13 protein-coding genes are annotated in these 18439 nt (G+C 71.8%); 7 read left to right on the top strand and 6 right to left on the bottom strand.

The features are described from left to right. Positions 1-9 precede the first annotated feature (9 nt). From ES689_RS14315 to ES689_RS14300, 4 genes are all read left to right on the top strand, one after another. A complete protein-coding gene (locus ES689_RS14315; protein WP_146906055.1) occupies positions 10-3213 on the top strand; it encodes an efflux RND transporter permease subunit in 3204 nt (1067 codons plus the stop codon). Between the two features lie 354 nt (positions 3214-3567). Continuing rightward, the gene (locus ES689_RS14310) at positions 3568-5745 is read left to right on the top strand and encodes a DEAD/DEAH box helicase (protein ID WP_146906053.1); all 2178 of its coding nucleotides are present in this window, start codon (positions 3568-3570) and stop codon (positions 5743-5745) included. A 269-nt stretch (positions 5746-6014) separates the two neighbouring features. Beyond that, the gene (locus tag ES689_RS14305; RefSeq protein ID WP_146906051.1) at positions 6015-7004 is read left to right on the top strand and encodes a hypothetical protein; all 990 of its coding nucleotides are present in this window, start codon (positions 6015-6017) and stop codon (positions 7002-7004) included. After that, entirely contained in the window at positions 7001-7726 is a 726-nt protein-coding gene (locus ES689_RS14300; protein WP_146906049.1) for a hypothetical protein, read from the top strand. The genes ES689_RS14305 and ES689_RS14300 overlap by 4 nt, the downstream gene beginning before the upstream one ends. 145 nt (positions 7727-7871) lie before the next feature. Here the strand turns inward: ES689_RS14300 and ES689_RS14295 are convergent, their stop codons facing one another. Then, complete coding sequence (locus tag ES689_RS14295) at positions 7872-8378, bottom strand: DinB family protein (protein WP_146906047.1); 507 nt, start codon at positions 8376-8378, stop codon at positions 7872-7874. Between the two features lie 59 nt (positions 8379-8437). Beyond that, positions 8438-8962: a MarR family winged helix-turn-helix transcriptional regulator gene (locus ES689_RS14290; protein ID WP_146906045.1), complete on the bottom strand. Its 525-nt coding sequence runs from the start codon at positions 8960-8962 to the stop codon at positions 8438-8440. A 341-nt stretch (positions 8963-9303) separates the two neighbouring features. Between ES689_RS14290 and ES689_RS14285 the strand changes: the two genes are divergently transcribed. From ES689_RS14285 to ES689_RS14275, 3 genes are all read left to right on the top strand, one after another. Beyond that, entirely contained in the window at positions 9304-9921 is a 618-nt protein-coding gene (locus ES689_RS14285; protein ID WP_146906043.1) for a hypothetical protein, read from the top strand. Positions 9922-10235: 314 nt separating this feature from the next. Further along, positions 10236-11912 carry a signal peptidase I gene (locus tag ES689_RS14280; protein WP_146906041.1) on the top strand — a complete coding sequence of 559 codons (1677 nt, stop codon included), beginning with the start codon at positions 10236-10238 and terminating at the stop codon, positions 11910-11912. Between the two features lie 214 nt (positions 11913-12126). After that, complete coding sequence (locus ES689_RS14275; protein WP_146906039.1) at positions 12127-13110, top strand: magnesium and cobalt transport protein CorA; 984 nt, start codon at positions 12127-12129, stop codon at positions 13108-13110. Positions 13111-13396: 286 nt separating this feature from the next. On the opposite strand, the gene ES689_RS14270 is transcribed toward ES689_RS14275, so the two are convergent. From ES689_RS14270 to ES689_RS14255, 4 genes are read right to left on the bottom strand one after another with little or no spacing between them, the layout of a single operon-like run. Further along, positions 13397-15091 (bottom strand): alpha-glucosidase, encoded by a 1695-nt coding sequence (locus tag ES689_RS14270; protein WP_146906037.1) that lies wholly within the window; start codon positions 15089-15091, stop codon positions 13397-13399. Positions 15092-15123: 32 nt separating this feature from the next. Next, positions 15124-16062, bottom strand: a complete 939-nt coding sequence (locus ES689_RS14265; RefSeq protein WP_146906035.1) for a carbohydrate ABC transporter permease — start codon at positions 16060-16062, stop codon at positions 15124-15126. Continuing rightward, the gene (locus tag ES689_RS14260) at positions 16062-17015 is read right to left on the bottom strand and encodes a carbohydrate ABC transporter permease (RefSeq protein WP_146906033.1); all 954 of its coding nucleotides are present in this window, start codon (positions 17013-17015) and stop codon (positions 16062-16064) included. The genes ES689_RS14265 and ES689_RS14260 overlap by 1 nt, the downstream gene beginning before the upstream one ends. After that, complete coding sequence (locus ES689_RS14255; RefSeq protein WP_146906031.1) at positions 17015-18406, bottom strand: ABC transporter substrate-binding protein; 1392 nt, start codon at positions 18404-18406, stop codon at positions 17015-17017. The genes ES689_RS14260 and ES689_RS14255 overlap by 1 nt, the downstream gene beginning before the upstream one ends. Between the last annotated feature and the right edge of the window lie 33 nt (positions 18407-18439).

Genomic DNA, 18439 nt, shown 5'->3' with positions numbered 1-18439 from the left:
CGGAGCCTCGTGCATCTTCTGTCCGTCTTCAGCTTGCGCAACCGCGCGCTGATCGCCCTCGTCACCATCGTCGTCGCCGTCTTCGGCGGCATCGCGCTGACGTCGCTCAAGCAGGAGCTCGCGCCCAACGTGCAGTTCCCGCAGATCGCCATCGTCAGCTCGTACCCCGGCGCGACGCCCGAGGTGGTCAACGACGACGTCTCGACCCCGATCGAGCAGGCGGTGCAGATCATCCCGGGGCTCGAGGGCACCACCGCGACGTCGAGCACGTCGCAGAGCACCGTCTCGGCCGAGTTCACCTACGGCACCGACCTCGGCGCCGCCGAGCAGAAGATCCAGTCGGCGATCAACCGGCTGACGCTGCCCGACAGCGTCGACACCCAGGTGGTCACCGGCAGCCTCGACGACCTGCCCATCGTCCAGATCGCCGTCACCGGCTACTCGGCCGACGACACCCAGGCGCTCGTCGACCGGCTCACGAACACGACCGTGCCCGACCTGCAGAAGCTCGACGGCGTGCGCGAGGCCTCGATCTACGGCGACGCCGGCCAGCGCGTCGTCATCACGCCCGACACGACGGCGCTCGCCGCGGCGGGACTGACCACGCAGGCGTTCCAGGACGCACTCGACGCGAACGGCACGCTCATCCCCGGCGGCACGCTCACCGAGAACGGCCAGACCCTCTCGATCCAGGCCGGCCAGCGCCTCACGAGCACCGACGAGGTCGCGGCCCTGCCGCTGCTCGGCGGCAGCTCGGCGGTCACGATCGACGACGTCGCCGACGTGGCCCTCAGCGGTGCGCCCGTCACCTCGATCAGCCGCGTCGACGGCCAGGACGCCCTCACCATCGCGGTCACCAAGACCCTCGACGCCAACACCGTCGACGTGTCGACCACCGTGCAGGACGCCCTGCCGTCGCTCGCCGCCGACCTCGGCTCGGACGTCGATCTGTCGATCGTCTTCGACCAGGCGCCGTTCATCCAGCAGTCGATCGACGCGCTGGCGGAGGAGGGGCTGCTCGGGCTCGTCTTCGCCGTCATCGTGATCCTGGTGTTCCTCTTGTCGGTGCGCTCGACGATCGTCACTGCGATCAGCATCCCGACGAGCGTGCTCATCACCTTCATCGGGCTCCAGGCGGCGGGCTACACGCTCAACATCCTCACGCTGGGCGCGCTCACCATCGCCATCGGGCGCGTGGTCGACGACTCGATCGTCGTCATCGAGAACATCAAGAGGCACCTCGCAGGAGGCGACGGCCGCGTCGCGTCGATCACCACCGCCGTCCGCGAGGTCGCGGGCGCCGTCACGGCGTCGACGGTCACGACCGTCGTCGTGTTCCTCCCGCTCGCATTCGTCGGCAACATCACCGGCGAGCTGTTCCGGCCCTTCGCGCTGACGGTGACCATCGCCCTGGTGGCGTCGCTGTTCGTCTCGTTGACAATCGTGCCGGTGCTGGCGTACTGGTTCCTGAGGGCGCCGAAGGTGCACAAGCACGCGCCGGGTGCTGCCGGTGCCGGGGAGCCTGCGCAGGAGCGGTTGACGACCGCCGCCTCCGACCCGACCGACCCGGCACCGCTCGACCGGCTGCGCCGCGTCTACGTGCCGGTGCTGCGGGGCACGCTCCGCCACCCCGTCGTGACCCTGCTCGTCGCGGTGCTGGTGCTCGGCGGCACGGCTGCGGCCGTCCCGCTGATGAAGACGAACTTCCTCGGGGCGAGCGGGCAGAACACGTTCACCGTCACGCAGACCCTGGCGCCCGCGTCGAGCCTGCAGGTGCTCTCGGACGCCGCCTCGAAGGTCGAGACGGAGCTCGACGGCGTCGACGGCATCGAGACGGTGCAGCTCACGATCGGCTCGAGCGGCACCTCCATCGCCAGCTTCTTCGGCGGCACCGGCGACAGCACCGTCACCTACTCGATCACCACGAACGAGGACGCCGACCAGGACGCCCTCCAGGCCGAGGTGCGCTCGCGTCTCGACGACGTCGCCGACGCGGGCGACATCGAGCTGACCGCGTCGAGCGGCTTCGGCACGAGCAACGACATCACCGTCGACGTCACCGCGCCCGACCCCGACACCCTGCAGACCGCGACCGAGACCGTGCTCACCGCCGTCGGCGACCTGCCGGGCACCGCCGAGGCCGGGTCGAACCTGCAGGCCGCCCAGCCGGTGATCGGCGTGGTCGTCGACCGCGACGCGGCAGCGGACATCGGCCTGAGCGAGGTCGCCGTCGGCGGCATCGTCTCGCAGGCCGTGCAGCCGTTCCGCGTGGGCTCGCTCGAGATCGAGAACAGCTCGGTCGACATCTACACGGTCGACCCGACGCCGCCCGCGACGCTCGACGAGCTCCGCGCCCTCGAGCTGCCGAGCGCGACCGGGCCCGTGCGCCTCGACTCGATCGCCACGGTCGAGCAGACGAACGGCCCGACCTCGGTCACCACGACAGACGCGGTCAGGAGCGCGACCGTCACCGTGACCCCGTCCAGCGACGACCTGTCGAGCGCCGGCACCGAGGTCGACGACGCGATCGCCGGGCTCGACCTGCCGGCCGGGGCGGACGCCGTCGTCGGCGGAGCCGTCGCCGACCAGTCGAACGCCTTCTCGCAGCTGTTCCTCGCGGTTCTCATCGCGATCCTGATCGTGTACATCGTCATGGTGGCGACGTTCCGCAGCCTGCTGCAGCCGCTCCTCCTGCTGGTGTCGATCCCGTTCGCGGCGACCGGCGCGATCCTGCTGCAGCTCGCCTCCGGCATCCCGCTCGGCGTCGCCTCGCTGATCGGCGTGCTGATGCTCGTCGGCATCGTCGTCACGAACGCGATCGTGCTGATCGACCTCGTGAACCAGTACCGCACGCGCGGGCTGCGGGTGCGCGAGGCGCTGCTCGAGGGGGCGTCGCGCCGACTGCGGCCCATCCTGATGACGGCGACCGCGACGATCTTCGCCCTGACCCCGATGGCGCTCGGCATCACCGGCCACGGCGGGTTCATCTCGCAGCCGCTCGCCGTCGTCGTGATCGGCGGGCTCGTGTCGTCGACCGTGCTGACCCTGGTCGTGCTGCCGGTGCTGTACTCGCTGTACGAGGGGTGGCGGGAGCGGCGGGCCGACCGGCGTGCGGGGGGCGCGGGCGCCGGCGCGGCTGGCGGCACGGCGGGCGGTGCGGCTGGCGGTGCGGCTGTCGGTGCGGCTGTCGCGCCGGCCGACACGTCGGCGTAGCGACTCGTAAGTGACGAACCTCCGCAGAACATCGCGGAGCTTCGTCGCTTTCGCGTCGGGACTGGGCCGCGGATCTCCCGTCGAGGCCCGAGGAGGCGGGGGTTCTGTTCCGGGGGAGGGTCGGGTATCGTAGGCGGGTCGGCTCAAGACCGCGCGCCTGTGGCGCGCACGTCCTGCAGCGTCGCGCCCCGGAGAACCACCGGAGGCGGCGGGCGGGGCACATGAGGGTTTGTACGTCTTGTGGGCCGGATTCACGACGGATCTCGTCGGGATGAATTCACGTATGTGAACGGTCCTGGTCAATGGCTGCCCGGGTATTTCTTCGCGTCATCGCACAAGCCCGGAAAGAACACCATGCCCCCCTACGACAAGACTCCTTCACGCTCGCGAGGCACCGACCCGCACCGCAAGCCGGGCTCCAAGAGCTCCTCGCACCGTGGCCACCGCCCCGACGAGGCCGGCGCCCCCGAGCGCAAGAACCGCTGGAACTCCGACGCGCGTGCCGAGCGCCGAGGCGATGCCCCCCGCAGCGGCAGCAGCCGCCCCAACTGGGAGCCTCGCGAGAAGACCTCGAACAGCCGCTTCGCCCCTCGCGACCACGACGCCCGCAATGCCGAGCGAGGCCGCGACGGAGGTGCCCCCCGCTTCGGCAGGGACGGCGGCAAGGAGGCGGCCCGCGCAGGACGCGACGGCCGCCCGGCCCGCAGCTGGGACCGCGACGCCCGCCCTGCCCGTGACGGCGGCGGCCGCGACGACCGCGGCGGACGCAGCTACGACCGCGACGCGCGCCCCGCACGCGACGATCGCGCCCCTCGCTCGTACGACCGCAACGACCGCAACGACCGCAACGACCGTCCGGCTCGCGGCTACGACCGCGACGACCTCGCCCCTCGCAGCTACGACCGCGACGCCCGACCTGCTCGCGACGACCGCGCCCCGCGCAGCTACGACCGCGCCGAGCGTCCCGCTCGCCGCGACGACCGCGCGCCCAAGAACTACACGCCGGCCGGGCGCCCGCCCCGCGAGGACCAGCCGACTCGCTCGTACGGTGACCGTCCCGAGCGCGGCGGACGCGCCTCCGGCGGCTCGTACGACCGCGACAGCCGCGGCGGACGCGACGATCGCGCCCCTCGCAGCTTCGACCGCGGCGACCGCGGCCCCGGCGCCGCCGAGCGCAACGCTCCCTACTCGCACGGCCGTGACAGCGCTTCGCGCCGCCCCGGAACCGGCTCCCAGGGGCCCAGCAGCGACTTCTACCCGAAGCGCGACCAGGGCACGCACTACTCGCCCGAGGACGACGTCAAGCTCGAGAAGCTCCAGGCGGAGGTGCTCACGGCGCAGGACGTCGAGGGCGTCAGCTTCGGCGACCTGGGCCTCGGCGACAACATCGAGCGCCAGCTGGCCTCGATGGGCGCGGCCGCTCCGTTCGCGATCCAGGCCGCCACGATCCCCGACGTGCTCGCGGGTCGTGACGTGCTCGGCCGCGGCCGCACCGGCTCCGGCAAGACCATCGCCTTCGGCGCCCCGCTCGTCGAGAAGCTGATGGAGAACAACGGCGCGAAGAACCGCAAGATGGGCCGTCGGCCCCGTGCGCTGATCCTCGCCCCGACGCGCGAGCTCGCGATGCAGATCGACCGCACTGTGCAGCCCATCGCCCGTTCGGTCGGCCTCTTCACCACCCAGGTCTACGGAGGCGTGCCCCAGGCCCGCCAGGTCGGCGCGCTGAACCGCGGCGTCGACATCGTGATCGGCACCCCCGGCCGCATCGAGGACCTGATCGACCAGGGCCGACTCGACCTCAGCGAGGTCGTCATCACGGTGCTCGACGAGGCAGACCACATGTGCGACCTCGGGTTCCTCGAGCCGGTGCAGCGCATCATCCGCGAGACCGCCCAGGTCAAGCCGAACGGCGACCGCGCCCAGAAGCTGCTCTTCAGCGCGACCCTCGACAAGGGCGTGGCGAAGCTCGTCGACGAGTTCCTCGTGAAGCCCGCCGTGCACGAGGTCGCCGGCGAGGACCAGGCCAGCTCGACGATCGACCACCGCGTGCTCGTGATCGAGCAGCGGGACAAGACGGCCGTCATCGAGCAGCTCGCGTCGGGCCCCGGCAAGACGCTCGTCTTCGCGCGGACCCGTGCGTTCGCCGAGCAGCTGACCGACCAGCTCGAGGACGCGGGCATCCGCGCCACCAGCCTGCACGGCGACCTCAACCAGGCCCGCCGCACGCGCAACCTCGGCCTGCTCACCAGCGGGAAGGTCAACGTGCTCGTCGCGACCGACGTCGCCGCGCGCGGCATCCACGTCGACGACATCGAGCTCGTCGTCCAGGCCGACATGCCCGACGAGTACAAGACGTACCTGCACCGCTCGGGCCGCACCGGCCGTGCCGGCAAGGAGGGCACCGTCGTCACGCTGATCACGCGCCCCCGCCGCCGCCGCATGGAGGAACTGCTCGACCGGGCCGAGATCGAGGCCGAGATGATCGACGCCCGCTCGGGCGACGCCCTCGTCGACCAGCTGGCCGGCGTCTAGGCCGCACCGCACCTCCTTCAGCACCTTCGCGGGTGCTACGCGACCCGAAAGCGACGAACCTCCGTGGAACATCACGGAGGTTCGTCGCTTTCGCGGAGGGAGGCGGCGCCGGCGCGGTGCGGCGCGAACCGCACTCGCGCCCGCGGAACCCGCTCGGACCCGCGGAACCCGCGCGGACCCTTCGGCGCGCGCGAGGGTGCGCGCGGGTTCGCGGGGTGCGGACCTGCCGCACCGCGGCTGCAGCGGCGGCTGCGGCCTAGGCTCGCAGCGTGGCCCCGACCCGCGAGAGGCCCGGCATCGTCCGGGTCCGCATCAGCGACCGTGACGTCTGGCACGTCGTCGACCCGGAGCTGACGCCTGCCGGGGCCGAGGAGGCGGTGGGCGCGCACCGCGCCGCGAACGCTCCCACGAACCGGAGCCTGGTGCGCCGGGTGCTGGCGTGGACGCCCGGTGCCGTCGCGCTCGTGGTGCTGGGGGGAGCGGTCGTGGGCACGGTCGTCGTCATGAGCGGGCTCGACCTGGTCGAGCTGCCCGCACGGGTCGCGGTCGCGGTGGTGCTGGGCGCGATCGGCTTCGTCGTCACGGCGATCGTGGGAACCGTGCTGCTCGAGCCGCCCTGGCGGGACGACCGGTCCCGGCCCGAGCCGGTCAGGAGCCGGAGCGTCGTGCCGATCCCGGGCTCCGTGCTCGGCTGGGCCGGCGACCGTTCGGCGGGCGACGCTGCGCAGGGCGACGCTGCGCAGGGCGACGCTGCGCAGGGCGACGCTGCGCAGGGCGCCGCTGCGCCGGGTGCCGCTGCCCGGGCTGCCGGCGACGGGACGTCCGCCGTCGACGCACCGCCTTCCGCCGCCGACGTCTGGCGAGTGGTCGCCGCGGTCGAGGTGCTGGCCGAGCTGGAGGCGGCTCGGTGGCGGCTGGGCGACGTCCTCTACGCACGGCTGGGCGACGACGACTACGACGACGACTACGACTATGACGACGGCGACGACGGCGAGGCCAGCGACGACGGCGACCGCGAGGCCAGCGACGGCGACGACGGCGAGGCCAGCGAGGGTGACGACCGCGAGACCGGCGCAGGCGGCGACCGCGAGACCGGCGCAGGTGACGGCCACGGCCGCGGTCGACACCCGGCGGTGCTGGCTCTGCGCGCGGCACGGCATCGGGCCTCGGAAGAGCTGCGCGCCCTCGGGGACGAGGTCGGATTCGCGGCGGCCGCGGCCGCCGCCACGGGCACGCGCCCCGGGGAGGACGGATCGTGACCGTCTTCCTGGACGACGTGCCCGAGGGCACCCCCGGCCACGGGGACGAGTTCGACCGCGAGGCGGCAGCGGTCCACAGCTGCGACAGCGGCGTCGGCCCCGAGCGCGGCGGCGGCACCCGGTGGCTGGTCGCCGACCCCGACCTGTCGCGGCAGGAGGCCGAGGCGACGCTCCGCAGCGCGCTCACCTGGCCCCGGGCCGTCGGGCCGGCGGACCCGGCCCTCGCCGGGGCCGCGGCCGCGGGCGGGGGAGCCGTCGGCATCGCCACGGCGATCGGTGCGCTCGGGCTCGTCGAGTGGCCGTCGTGGGCCGCCCTGGGCGCCGTGGGCGCCGCGGCCGGCGGGATCCCCGTCTGGGCCTGGCTCGACCTGCGCGCACGGGAGCGGACCCGGGCGCGGCAGCGCGCCGCGACCCGTGTCGCCCGCGAGTCCCTGGTGGAGGTGCCCGCGAGCTTCGCGTCGTGGGCCCGGTCGGACGGGCGGGCCGTCGACCACGGCGACCTCGTCGCCCTCGCGCGGGCGCTCAGCGCGGCCAGGACGGCGGCGTCGACCCTCGACGCCTGGCGCTGGGGCGAGCCCGACGTCGACTGGCCGCACGCCCACGCTGTCGTCGATCCCGTCCTCGTGGACGAGTACGAGGCCGCGCGGGCGGTGCTCGACGAACTGGCAGCGCGGCACGGCTGGACGGTGCCCGCGGAGGTCGCGCCCGAGTCGCTGCGGTAGGCGGGCGGTCCGGCGGGAGGCGACCCGCGCCTCCTTCGCGGCCCCTGCGTCGACACCCCGCGAAGCCGCGCTGACCCCACGGCGCGAGCGAGGGTGTGCGCGGGTCCGAGGGGTGCGGCCGGGCTCGCGGGCGCGGACGCGGGTGCTAGCGGCGGTCGAGCAGCCCGCGCACGTACGACGCCTGGCCGAGGTGCTGCGTGCAGTCGCCGAGGATGCTGACGAGGCGCGAGCCGGCGGTGACGGGCGGGTCCCACGCGTCGTCGACGACGTCCGTGTAGGAGGCGGCGTCCAGCCCCTCGAGATAGCCGCGGGTGCGCAGCGTCACCGCCTCGAGGTAGGCGACGAGGAGGTGCGGCTCGGCACGCACCTCGCCCACCTCTGCAGGCGACTGGCCGTAGCCCATCTCGGCGTGGTCGAACGGGAGCGCGAAGCGGTCGGCCCAGCCGTCGGCGGTCCAGACCTGGTCGGAGGCGGCGAGGTCGGCGATCTGCACGTCCTGCCCGCGGGCGGTGTGCCAGACGAGCCAGGCGATGGTGTTCGCCTCGGCGTCCGGGCGCCAGGCCAGGTCGTCGACCGAGAGGCCGTCGACGGCGGCGGAGGCGATGGCGGGGAGGCGGTCGAACGCCTCGATGAGCACGTCGGAGGGAGTCATCGCGCCACCCTACGACCGGGGCGCGGAGCAGTCCCAGGTGCCCGACGCGGGACAGCCCCTCAGCGGGAGGGGCTCGAAGCCTGCGCGCCCGTCGTGTCGTCGTCGACGGCGCGGCGCGTCAGCGAGTCGCCGATGGCGCGCATCACCGAGGCGAGGAAGTCGAGCTGGCGGGGGTCGATCGCGTCGCGGAAGGCGCTGCGGTAGAAGTCGCCCGTCTCGGCGACGGCGGCCTGGCCCTCGGGGGCGAGCTCGAGCACGACGCTGCGGCGGTCGGTGGGGTGCGCGCGCCGGGCCACGAACCCGGCCTTCTCGAGCCGGTCGATCAGGCTGGTGGTGGCCCCGGTCGACAGCTCGAGCGCCTCGGCGGCGAGCTTGGGGGTGCTCTCGGGGGAGTTCGCGATGAAGACGAGGCACTTGAGGTCGGTGGTGCCGATGCCGAAGTGGGTGGCGACGAGGCGTTCGACGCGGGCGTTCTGCCCGAGGAGCGTCGAGAAGGCGGAGAGGACCTCGTCCACGTCGACGAGGCCGTCGGCGTCGCGGGGAGGGGCGGTGCCGGCGGGCGGCTGGGGAGAGATGTCGGTCATTCGTGCGCTCCAAGGAGGGGGCGTGAGGTGCCAGAGAAGGGGAGACCCCCTGCGGTCGGTGAGGCCGCACGACGATCAGTCGTCTCACTATAGCTCGGTCGTCGAGCAACACGACAGAAAAGATACCCCCCACCACTGGGGTCATCCCTTGACTTGCAAGCTACTCGACACCCGAATAACTTGATTGTCGTACCACTTGGGCACCGAGCCACACGGACACCGAGTCTCTCGACAACAGGGAGACACGGGGGTCGAGATGCTCAGCCCCCACGAACTCACACAAGAACTGCCGCCCCACCCGAACTGCCTCACCACCACTTCTCACCCCCCTGGAGCCCACGATGTCCCGTCCCACCCCCCGCGCCGCCCGCCTCGCCGCCTGGATCGCCATCCCCGCCGCCCTCGTCGCCAGCGGCATCGTCGTCTCGCAGGCCTCGTACTCGGCCTTCTCGTCGACCACGGTCAACCCGACCAGCAACTGGACCGCCGGCTCCGTCGCCCTCACCGACGACGACTCGAACACCGCGCTGTTCACGGCCACCAACCTCAAGCCCGGCTCGACCGGCACCAACTGCATCGCCGTCACCTCGACCGGCACGCTGGCCTCGGCCGTCAAGCTCTACGGCACCGCCGCCGCCACGACGAACAACCTGGCCTCGAACATCACGCTCAGCGTCGTGCAGGGCACCGGCGGCGGCTTCGGCTCCTGCTCGGGCTTCACCCCCCTCGCCGCCGGCTCGTCGCTGTACAACGGCACCCTCGCCGGCTTCGGCACCAGCTACACGAACTTCAGCAACGGCGTCGGCAACTGGGCCCCCACGGGCACCACCGGCACCCAGACCACGACCTCCGAGACCCGCGTCTACCAGGTCTCGTACACGGTCTCGAACGCTGCGCCCAACACGACGCAGTCCGGCACCGCCTCGCTCGGCCTCACCTGGGAAGCCCAGAACAGCTAGAGCCCGCTCGACTCCCGTCGTCGCCTTCCTCCCCCGTGGGCGGCGACGGGTCAGCTCCGCCGGCGTCCCGAACCCGCCGGCGGGCCGCCTGCCCGGTCACCCGCCGGGCGCGCACCACGACGGCCACGGCCGTCGACGCAGGGGTCCGTGGGTCGCCCGATGTCCCGCGGCCCCCTGCGACGCAGCACGCACCGCCAGCACGCAGCACGCACCGCCAGCACGCAGCGCCACCCGAACCGCACCCGCACAGAACCGCACCCGAACCGCACCCGCACAGAACCGCACCCGCACCGCCGACCGGACGAGAGGAAGCCATGACCACGTACGACGCCCCTCGCCACCCGGCCACCGCCTCCCTCACGGCCGTCGGCGCCCGCGGCGCGGCGAGCGCCCGCACCCGCACGACCAGCACCGGCCTCGGCTGGCTCCGGATCGTCGTCGGCGTCCTGTCCCGCACCGTGCTCGGCACGCTGATCGGCCTGCTGCTCTGGGCGGCCGTCCCCGCCGTGATCGGCTGGACCCCCACCACCGTCATGACCGGCTCGATGGAGCCGCGCATCCACCCCGGCGACGTCGTCGTCGCCCGGCCCGTCGCGGAGTCGTCGATCCACCGCGGCCAGGTGCTGCTGTTCCAGGACCCCGACCACGCCGACCACCTCCGCCTGCACCGCTACGACGACAACGGCCAGGGCACGCAGATCGTCACGAAGGGCGACGCGAACCCGACCGCGGACTCGACCCCGATCGACCGCAGCGCCGTCGTCGGCGTCGGCTACCTCCGCGTGCCCTACATCGGCACCCCCTTCGTCTGGGCCGCCGGCCACCAGTGGGGCCACCTGCTGGTCACGGGCAGCGCGCTCATGCTCCTCGTGCTCGGCGCGCAGGCCGACCGCTCGCTGCGCCGCGAGCTGAAGGGCGAGGCCCGAGGCGAAGGAGGCGCCACCTCCGTTCCCGACGACCGGACCGGCACCTCCTCCGCGACCGGCACCTCCGGCGCCTCGGCGACTGCCGCCTCCTCGGGGCTCGTGCTCGCCTCGATCGCCGCCGCCTCGTCGTCCCTGTCCGCCCCCACCTCCGCGTCCGTCGCCGTCGCCGTCGACCCGGCGTCGCGCCGCGGTCTCCGCCTCGCCGGCCGGCGCGAGCGCCGCCTCCGTCGCCTGCGCGGCGCCGCGAGCACCCTCGCCGTCGCCGGCCTCGTCGGCGGCCTCGCCCTCACGCTCGTCGTCTCGGGCGGAGCCGGCGCGGCCTTCTCGTCGCCGGCCGCCAACAAGACGAGCACTTTCGCCTCGGCCGCCGCCTACGACTGCCTGATGCCCGCCGTGACCGACTCTCCCGTCTTCTCGTACGGCTACAACGAGGGGTCCGGCACGGCCGCCCTCGACAGCTCGGCCACGGGCCGCGCGGGCACCCTCTCGGCCGGCGTCACCCGCGTCGCCGGGGCCTGCGGCTCGAGCCCGTACGTGACGCTGAACGGCACCTCCGGCCAGGTCACCACCAACGCGCCCGCCGTCTCGGCGCCCACCGCCTTCACGGTCGAGTCGTGGATCAACCTGCCCGCGAACAGCGGCGGCGGCAAGATCATCGGCTTCGGCAACTCGGCCAGCGGCCAGTCGGGGCAGTACGACCGTCAGCTCTGGGTCTCGGGCACCGGCCTCATCACCTTCGGCACCTACAACGGCGGCACCAAGACCGTCAGCACGACCAAGACCTACCGCGACGGAGCCTGGCACCACGTCGCCGGCACCGTCACCGCGGCGGGCGTGCTCACGCTCTACGTCGACGGCGTCGTCGTCGGCATGCCCGTGCAGAACGCGCTGGGCGAGCCGACCACCGGCTACTGGCGCGTCGGGTACGACAACCTCGCCGGCTGGCCGAACATCCCCGCGAGCTCCGCGAACTACTGGTTCGGCGGCAGCCTGGACGACACGGCGGCGTACACCACGGCCCTCTCGGCCGCGACGATCGCGCAGCACGTCAAGAACGGCCGCTGAGCCGCTCCCTTCTCCTCGGCCTCCCGTTCTCGTCACTCCGCCCTCTTCTCTCCTCCGCCCTCTTCTCTTCTCCGCCCTCTTCTCTCCTCCGCCCGGTTCGTCCGGCCCGTCGAGTGGTCAGGTCTGGTCGTCCGCCGCTGGGGGAGGGCCCAATTCGGACCACTCGAGGTCGAGCGGAACCATCCGGCGCCAGCCGGGCTGCGACACTGGGCGGATGCCCCTGCTGATCAACGACGTCTACGTCGACGGACGAGTCGCCGCGAGCCCCGACACGCTCGACGAGACCTACGCGGCCCTGGCCGACACGCACGGCACCGCCTGGGTGGTCCTGAGCGAGCCCGACGAGGCCGAGCTCGCCTCCTTGGCCGCCCGCTTCGACCTGCACGAGCTCGCCGTCGAGGACGCGGGCCACGGCCACCAGCGCGCCAAGCTCGAGCGCTACGGCACGACCCTGTTCGTCGTCGTGCGTCCGGCGGTCTACCTCGACGCCGAGGAGAGGGTCGCGTTCGGCGAGATCCACTTCTTCGTCGGGCCGGACTTCTTCATCGCCATCAACCACGTCTCCGACATCGACTCGCGCTACCTGGCGCGCAGCGTGACGAGGCTGCGGGCGAAGCCCGACCTGCTGCGGGTCGGTCCGCAGGCGATCCTCTGGGCGGTGCTCGACGCGATCGTCGACGCGTACGCGCCGGTCGTCGAGGGGCTCGAGAACGACATCGACGAGATCGAGCAGCAGCTGTTCGCCGGCGAGGCCGGGGTCTCGCGCCGCATCTACGAGCTGTTCGGCGAGGTCGCGGACTTCCAGAAGGCCACCCGCCCGCTCGTCGGCATGCTCGACGGGCTGCTGCGCGGCGGCGAGAAGTACCAGGTCGGCACCGAGCTCGAGCGCCGGCTGCGCGACGTGCAGGACCACGTCATCCGCGTCGTCGACCGCGCCGACACGTTCCGCGCCGTGCTGCAGAACGCGCTGTCGCTCAACGCGACGCTCGTCGCCCAGGTGCAGAACGACGTCACCAAGCGCATCTCGGCCTGGGCCGCCATCCTCTTCGCCCCGACCCTGATCGGCGCGATCTACGGCATGAACTTCGACGTGATGCCCGAGCTGCACTGGGAGTGGGGCTACCCGTTCGCCCTCGCCCTGATGGTGGGCATCGGCGGCGGGCTCTGGGGCGCGTTCAAGCTCAAGCGCTGGCTGTAGGCGGCGCGGCCGGGAGCAGCTCTCGCCCCGCGTGAACCCGCGCGCCGTGTGAATGCGCGTGCACCCCTCGAACCCGCGCACACCCTCGCGCGCGCTAGCGGGTGCGCGCGGATTCGAAGGGTGCGGACGAGCATCACCCCGCACCCGCACCCCGCAGAACACTGGCGGCATTCAGGGAGGCCGGCCTCGGGGTTCCTGAACCGTGCGCGGATCAGGAACCCCGTGCCCCCTCTCGCGCGGCTCAGGCCACATGTTCCTGAATGAGGAGGGGACGAGGAGGGGCGGGTCAGGCGCGCAGGACGCGCACCTCCCAGGGCGCGAGCGTCAGCGAGCCGGGGCCGTGCGGCACGTTGCTGACGAGCACCTCGGGCACCGACCGGCGCCGCAGCACCGGGTCGAGCCCGGGGTCGAGGTCGTACGGCTCGCCCGACCAGTTCGCGAGCACGAGCAGGCGCTCGTCGCCGAGCGTGCGCGTGAACGCGTAGAGCCGCTCGTCGTCGGGTGCCAGCATCGCGAAGTCGCCGAGCTGCACCACCGGCAGCTCGTGCCGCAGCGCGATCAGACGGCGGTAGAACTCGAACACGCTGCGCTCGCCGGAGGCGCGGTCGGCCTCGACGTTCAGCTCGGCGGAGTTCGGGTTCACGCCGATCCACGGGGTCCCCGTCGTGAAGCCCGCGGAGGCGTCCGCCGACCACTGCACCGGCGTGCGGGCGTTGTCGCGGCTGCGGAACCGCAGCGCCTCGAGGACGTCGGCCTCCGAGGCCCCGGCGGCCAGCGCCTCCTCGTGCCAGTTCAGCGACTCGATGTCGCGGTACTGGTCGATCGAGGTGAAGCCCGCGTTCGTCATGCCGATCTCGTCGCCCTGGTAGACGTACGGGGTGCCACGGTGGAGGTGCAGCACGGCGGCCAGCATCGTCGCCGACTCGTACCGGTGGGCACCGTCGTCGCCGAAGCGCGAGACGCTGCGGGGCTGGTCGTGGTTGCCGAGGTACAGGCTGTTCCAGCCGCGCTCGGCGAGGCCCTCCTGCCAGCGGCCGAGCGACCGCTTGAGGTCGGTCAGCGCGAGCGGCACGTTGTCGAACTTCGAGTCGGGGCCGCGGTCGAGGTCGACGTGCTCGAACTGGAACACCATGTCGAGCTCGCTGCGCGCCTGGTCGGTGAAGAGCGTCGCGTCGTCGACCGTCACGCCGGGCATCTCGCCGACCGTGATGAGCTGGCGGTCGCCGCGGTGGGCGAAGACCTCGCGGTGCATCTCCTGCAGGTGGTCGTGGATCGCCGGGTCCATCACGAACGCGGGCGAGCCGGCCGCGAGCGACTCGGGGGTCTTGGCGATGAAGTTGATGACGTCCATCCGGAAGCCGTCGACGCCGCGGTCGAGCCAGCGGTTCATCATCGCGTGGACGGCCGCGCGCATGTCCGCGTTCTGCCAGTTCAGGTCGGGCTGCTTGGTGGCGAACATGTGCAGGTACCACTCGCCGGTCGCCTCGTCGAGCTGCCAGGCGGGGCCGCTGAAGGCGCTCCGCCACTCGGTCGGCAACGACCCGTCGTCCGACTGCGGACGCCAGACGTACCAGTCGCGCTTCGGGTTGTCGAGGGACGACCGCGACTCGGCGAACCAGGCGTGCTCGTCGCTCGTGTGGTTGACGACCAGGTCCATCACGAGCTTCATGCCGAGGCCGTGCACCTCGGCCAGCAGCTCGTCGAACTCGTCGAGCGTGCCGAACAGCGGGTCGATGTCGTCGTAGTCGCTGATGTCGTAGCCGGCGTCGGCCTGCGGCGAGCGGTAGATCGGCGACAGCCAGATCACGTCGACGCCGAGGTCGTGCAGGTGCCCCAGCTTGCTGCGGATGCCCGCGAGGTCGCCCACGCCGTCGCCGTCGCCGTCCGCGAAGCTGCGGGGCCAGATCTGGTAGACGGTGGCGGACGTCCACCAGGGTGCGTCGGTGTGCGGCACCGCTCCTCCTTCGTTCGTGCTGGTCATGGTTCGAGTCTGGTCTCGCGTGCGGTCGTCGGTCACTTCGTCGACCCCCGCATCACGCCGCTGACGACCCACTTCTGCGCCACGATGTAGACGACCAGCAGCGGCGCCAGGGCCATCAGGTACGAGGCGAAGGCGACGGTGTAGTTCGTGTTGAACTGGCCCTGGAAGATGAACTGCGCCAGGGGCAGCGTGCGCGCCGACGGGTCGGACAGGATCACGAGCGGCAGCAGGAAGTCGTTCCACGCCCAGACGCAGGTGAGGATGCCGACCGTGGCGTTCATCGGCGCCAGCAGCGGAAAGACGACCTTCCAGAAGACGCCCCAGGTGCTGGCGCCGTCCATGCGCGCCGCCTCCTCGAGCTCGATCGGGATCGAGTTGATGTAGGCGGTGAAGATGAAGATGTTGAACGACAGCCCGTAGACCGTGTAGAGCAGCACGAGCCCGACGGGGGTGTCGAGGCCGAGCAGCGCCGTCTCCTTCACCACCGGCAGCATGATGATCGGGAACGGCACGAAGATCGCGGCCAGGAAGTAGAAGTACAGGCCCTTGAAGAACGGGCGGTGCATGTTGCGCGCGATGGCGTAGGCCACCAGCGAGTTGGTGAACAGCGTCAGCACGACGGCCCCGACGGTGATGAGCGCCGTGTTGAGCAGCGCCTGCGGGAAGTTCGTCAGCTGATACGCGTCGACGAAGTTCTGCCAGCGGATCTCGGTCGGCAGCTCGAAGCCGGTGCCGCCCAGCTGGTCGGGCGTCTTCAGCGCCGTCACGATCGTGAAGTACAGGGGGAGGAGCACCGTCAGCGAGCAGACGGCGATCAGTGCCGTGAGCCACCAGTTGGTGCCTCCCGTGCCGCCGTCGAGACGACGCCGACGACGCGACTTCGGCGGGGTGCCGGCCGGGGACGACGCCCCCGGGTCGACGGGGCTGGTGGTGGTCTGGAGGGCTTCGGCGCCCTGGATCGTCGAGCTCATCAGAACGACGCCTCTCTGCGCTGGAGGAAGCGCAACTGGATGAACGACACGAGGATGATGACGACGAGGTACAGCACGGCGTTGGCCATCTGGTAGCCGTACTCGCCGCCCTGGAACCCGCCGCGGAAGATGACGAGCGCGATCGATTCGGTCGACGTGCCGGGGCCGCCGTTCGTCAGGGCGACGATCTGGTCGAACACCTGCAGGAACGACTTGAACGACAGCACCATGTTGATGGTGAAGTAGGCGCCGATCAGCGGGAACGTGATCGAGCGGAACTGCCGCCACGACGACGCGCCGTCGATGCCGGCCGCCTCGTAGAGCTCGGCGGGGATGGTCTGCAGCCCCGCCAGGTAGAGGATCACGTTGAACGCGCACGCCTGCCACACCGTCGTGATGACGATGCCGACCCAGGCCCACTGCGGGTCGGCCAGGATGTTGGCGCCCGGCAGCCCGATCGACTGCAGGATCGTCGGGAACGAGTTCGCGAACAGGTAGTTGAAGACGTAGCCGATGATGAGGATCGCCAGCACGTAGGGGATGAAGAACACGCCGCGGAAGGCGGTGCGGAACTTGATCCGCGCGTTGAGGCCGAGCGCGATGGCGAGCGAGATCACGTTGACGGCGATCGTCGACACGATGGCGAACCCGAACGTGAACAGGTACGACGCGATGACACGGTCGTCACGGAACAGGTTGAGGTAGTTCGACAGCCCGACGAAGCTCCACGTGCCGTAGCCCGCGTAGTTGGTGAGGCTGAAGAACATGCCCGTGACGACGGGGATCGTGTGCAGGCCGAAGAAGATCACGACGGCCGGCACGACCATCCAGTAGAAGGCGCGGGGCGTCTTGCCCTGGCCGGCGCGGCGCGTGGGGGCGTGCTTCCGCGAGGAGGCGCGGGTGGGCCCCTCAGGGCCGGCGTCGGTCGTCGGCCGCGGTGCGGTGGCGGTCATCACTTGCCTTCTCTCTGCGTGGTGGTGCGGGCGGCGACCTTGCTCCACTCGTCGTCGAGGTCGGTGAGGAACTCGTCCACGTCGCCGGTGATGACCAGGGTCTGCAGCATGTTGACCAGCGGGATCGACGCGGGCACCTGGTGGTCGATGAAGCCGATGATCCGGCCGCTCGTGAAGTACGGCTCGAGCCCCGCGAGGGCAGGGTCGGTGTTGGGCTCGGCGTCGACGAGCGGCGAGAAGGTGGACTGCGACTCCGAGTAGGCCTGCACCACCTCGGGCGACATGAGGTAGTCGACGAAGCGCTGCGCCTCCTCCTTGTGGGGTGTATCGCGGCCGATCGACAGGCCGACGTCGACGCCCGAGACCGCGATGCGGTCGTCGGCGTTCTCGGTCACCGGGTAGGGGAAGGTGCCGATGGAGGCGTCGGGCGCGTTGGCGCGGATCGCCGGGATCGCGTACGAGCCCTGCAGGTACATCGCCGACTCGCCGTTCGCGAAGGCGAGGTTGCCGGCGTTGTAGTCGCGGCTGGCGAAGTCGTCCTGGCAGTAGGAGAAGAGCTGCACCTCCTTCTCCATGGCGGGGCCGAAGTCCTTGCTGAACGACACGGCGCCGCCTTCCACGTCGGAGCCCTCGGCCCGCAGGTCGTCGAAGAACCCGTCGGGCATCAGCGCGCCGCCGAGGTTGACGAAGGCGGGGCCGGCCGTCCACGCGTCCTTCATCGTGCAGTAGAACGGCGGGATGCCGGCCTGCTCGAAGGTGTCGGCGGCGGCGATCAGCTCGGTCCACGTGGTGGGGACCTCGACGCCCTGGGCCGCGAAGATGTCGGGGTTGTAGATGATGCCGGAGGCGTTGTTGGCGAAGGGGAGGGCGTTGACCTCGGGGCTGCCGCTGCCGCCGTCGGCGCTGCTCTGGTCGCAGCTGCCGAGGTCCTGCACGATCTCCTGCACGGCGGGGTTGACCGTGTCGGCGGAGGGCTCGTCGCTGAGGTCGGCGAAGACGCAGGCCCGCGCCAGCTCGGCGAAGTTGCCGCTGACGTTGAGCGTGAGCACGTCGGGCACCTTGTTCTTGACGAGCAGGGTGCGGATCGCCGTGTCGGGGTCGGGCACCGCGTTCTGCACCACGCGGATGTCGGGGTTCTCGGCCTCGAAGTCGGTGATGATGTCGGCGAAGTCCTGCACCGCCTCCGGCTTGAACTGGAAGAAGTCGAGCGTCGTGACGCCGTCGGCGTCGGGGCCGCTGCCGGGCGCGCAGCCGGTGAGGCCGGCGAGGACGACGGCCGTGCCGAGGGCGGCCGCGGCGAGGCGGCCGCGGTGCGGGCGCGTGCGGTCGTGCTTGCGCGGCCTGCGGTGCTGGCCGTTGGTCGGACCAGGGGAGTGGGATCGGGGACTCACTGTGCGCCTCCTTGCGCTGGGGCGGCCGGGGCC

The organism is Frigoribacterium sp. ACAM 257 (assembly GCF_007954365.1).
Taxonomy (GTDB): Bacteria; Actinomycetota; Actinomycetes; order Actinomycetales; family Microbacteriaceae; genus Frigoribacterium.
This window is presented reverse-complemented; position numbering and strand designations above follow the sequence as displayed.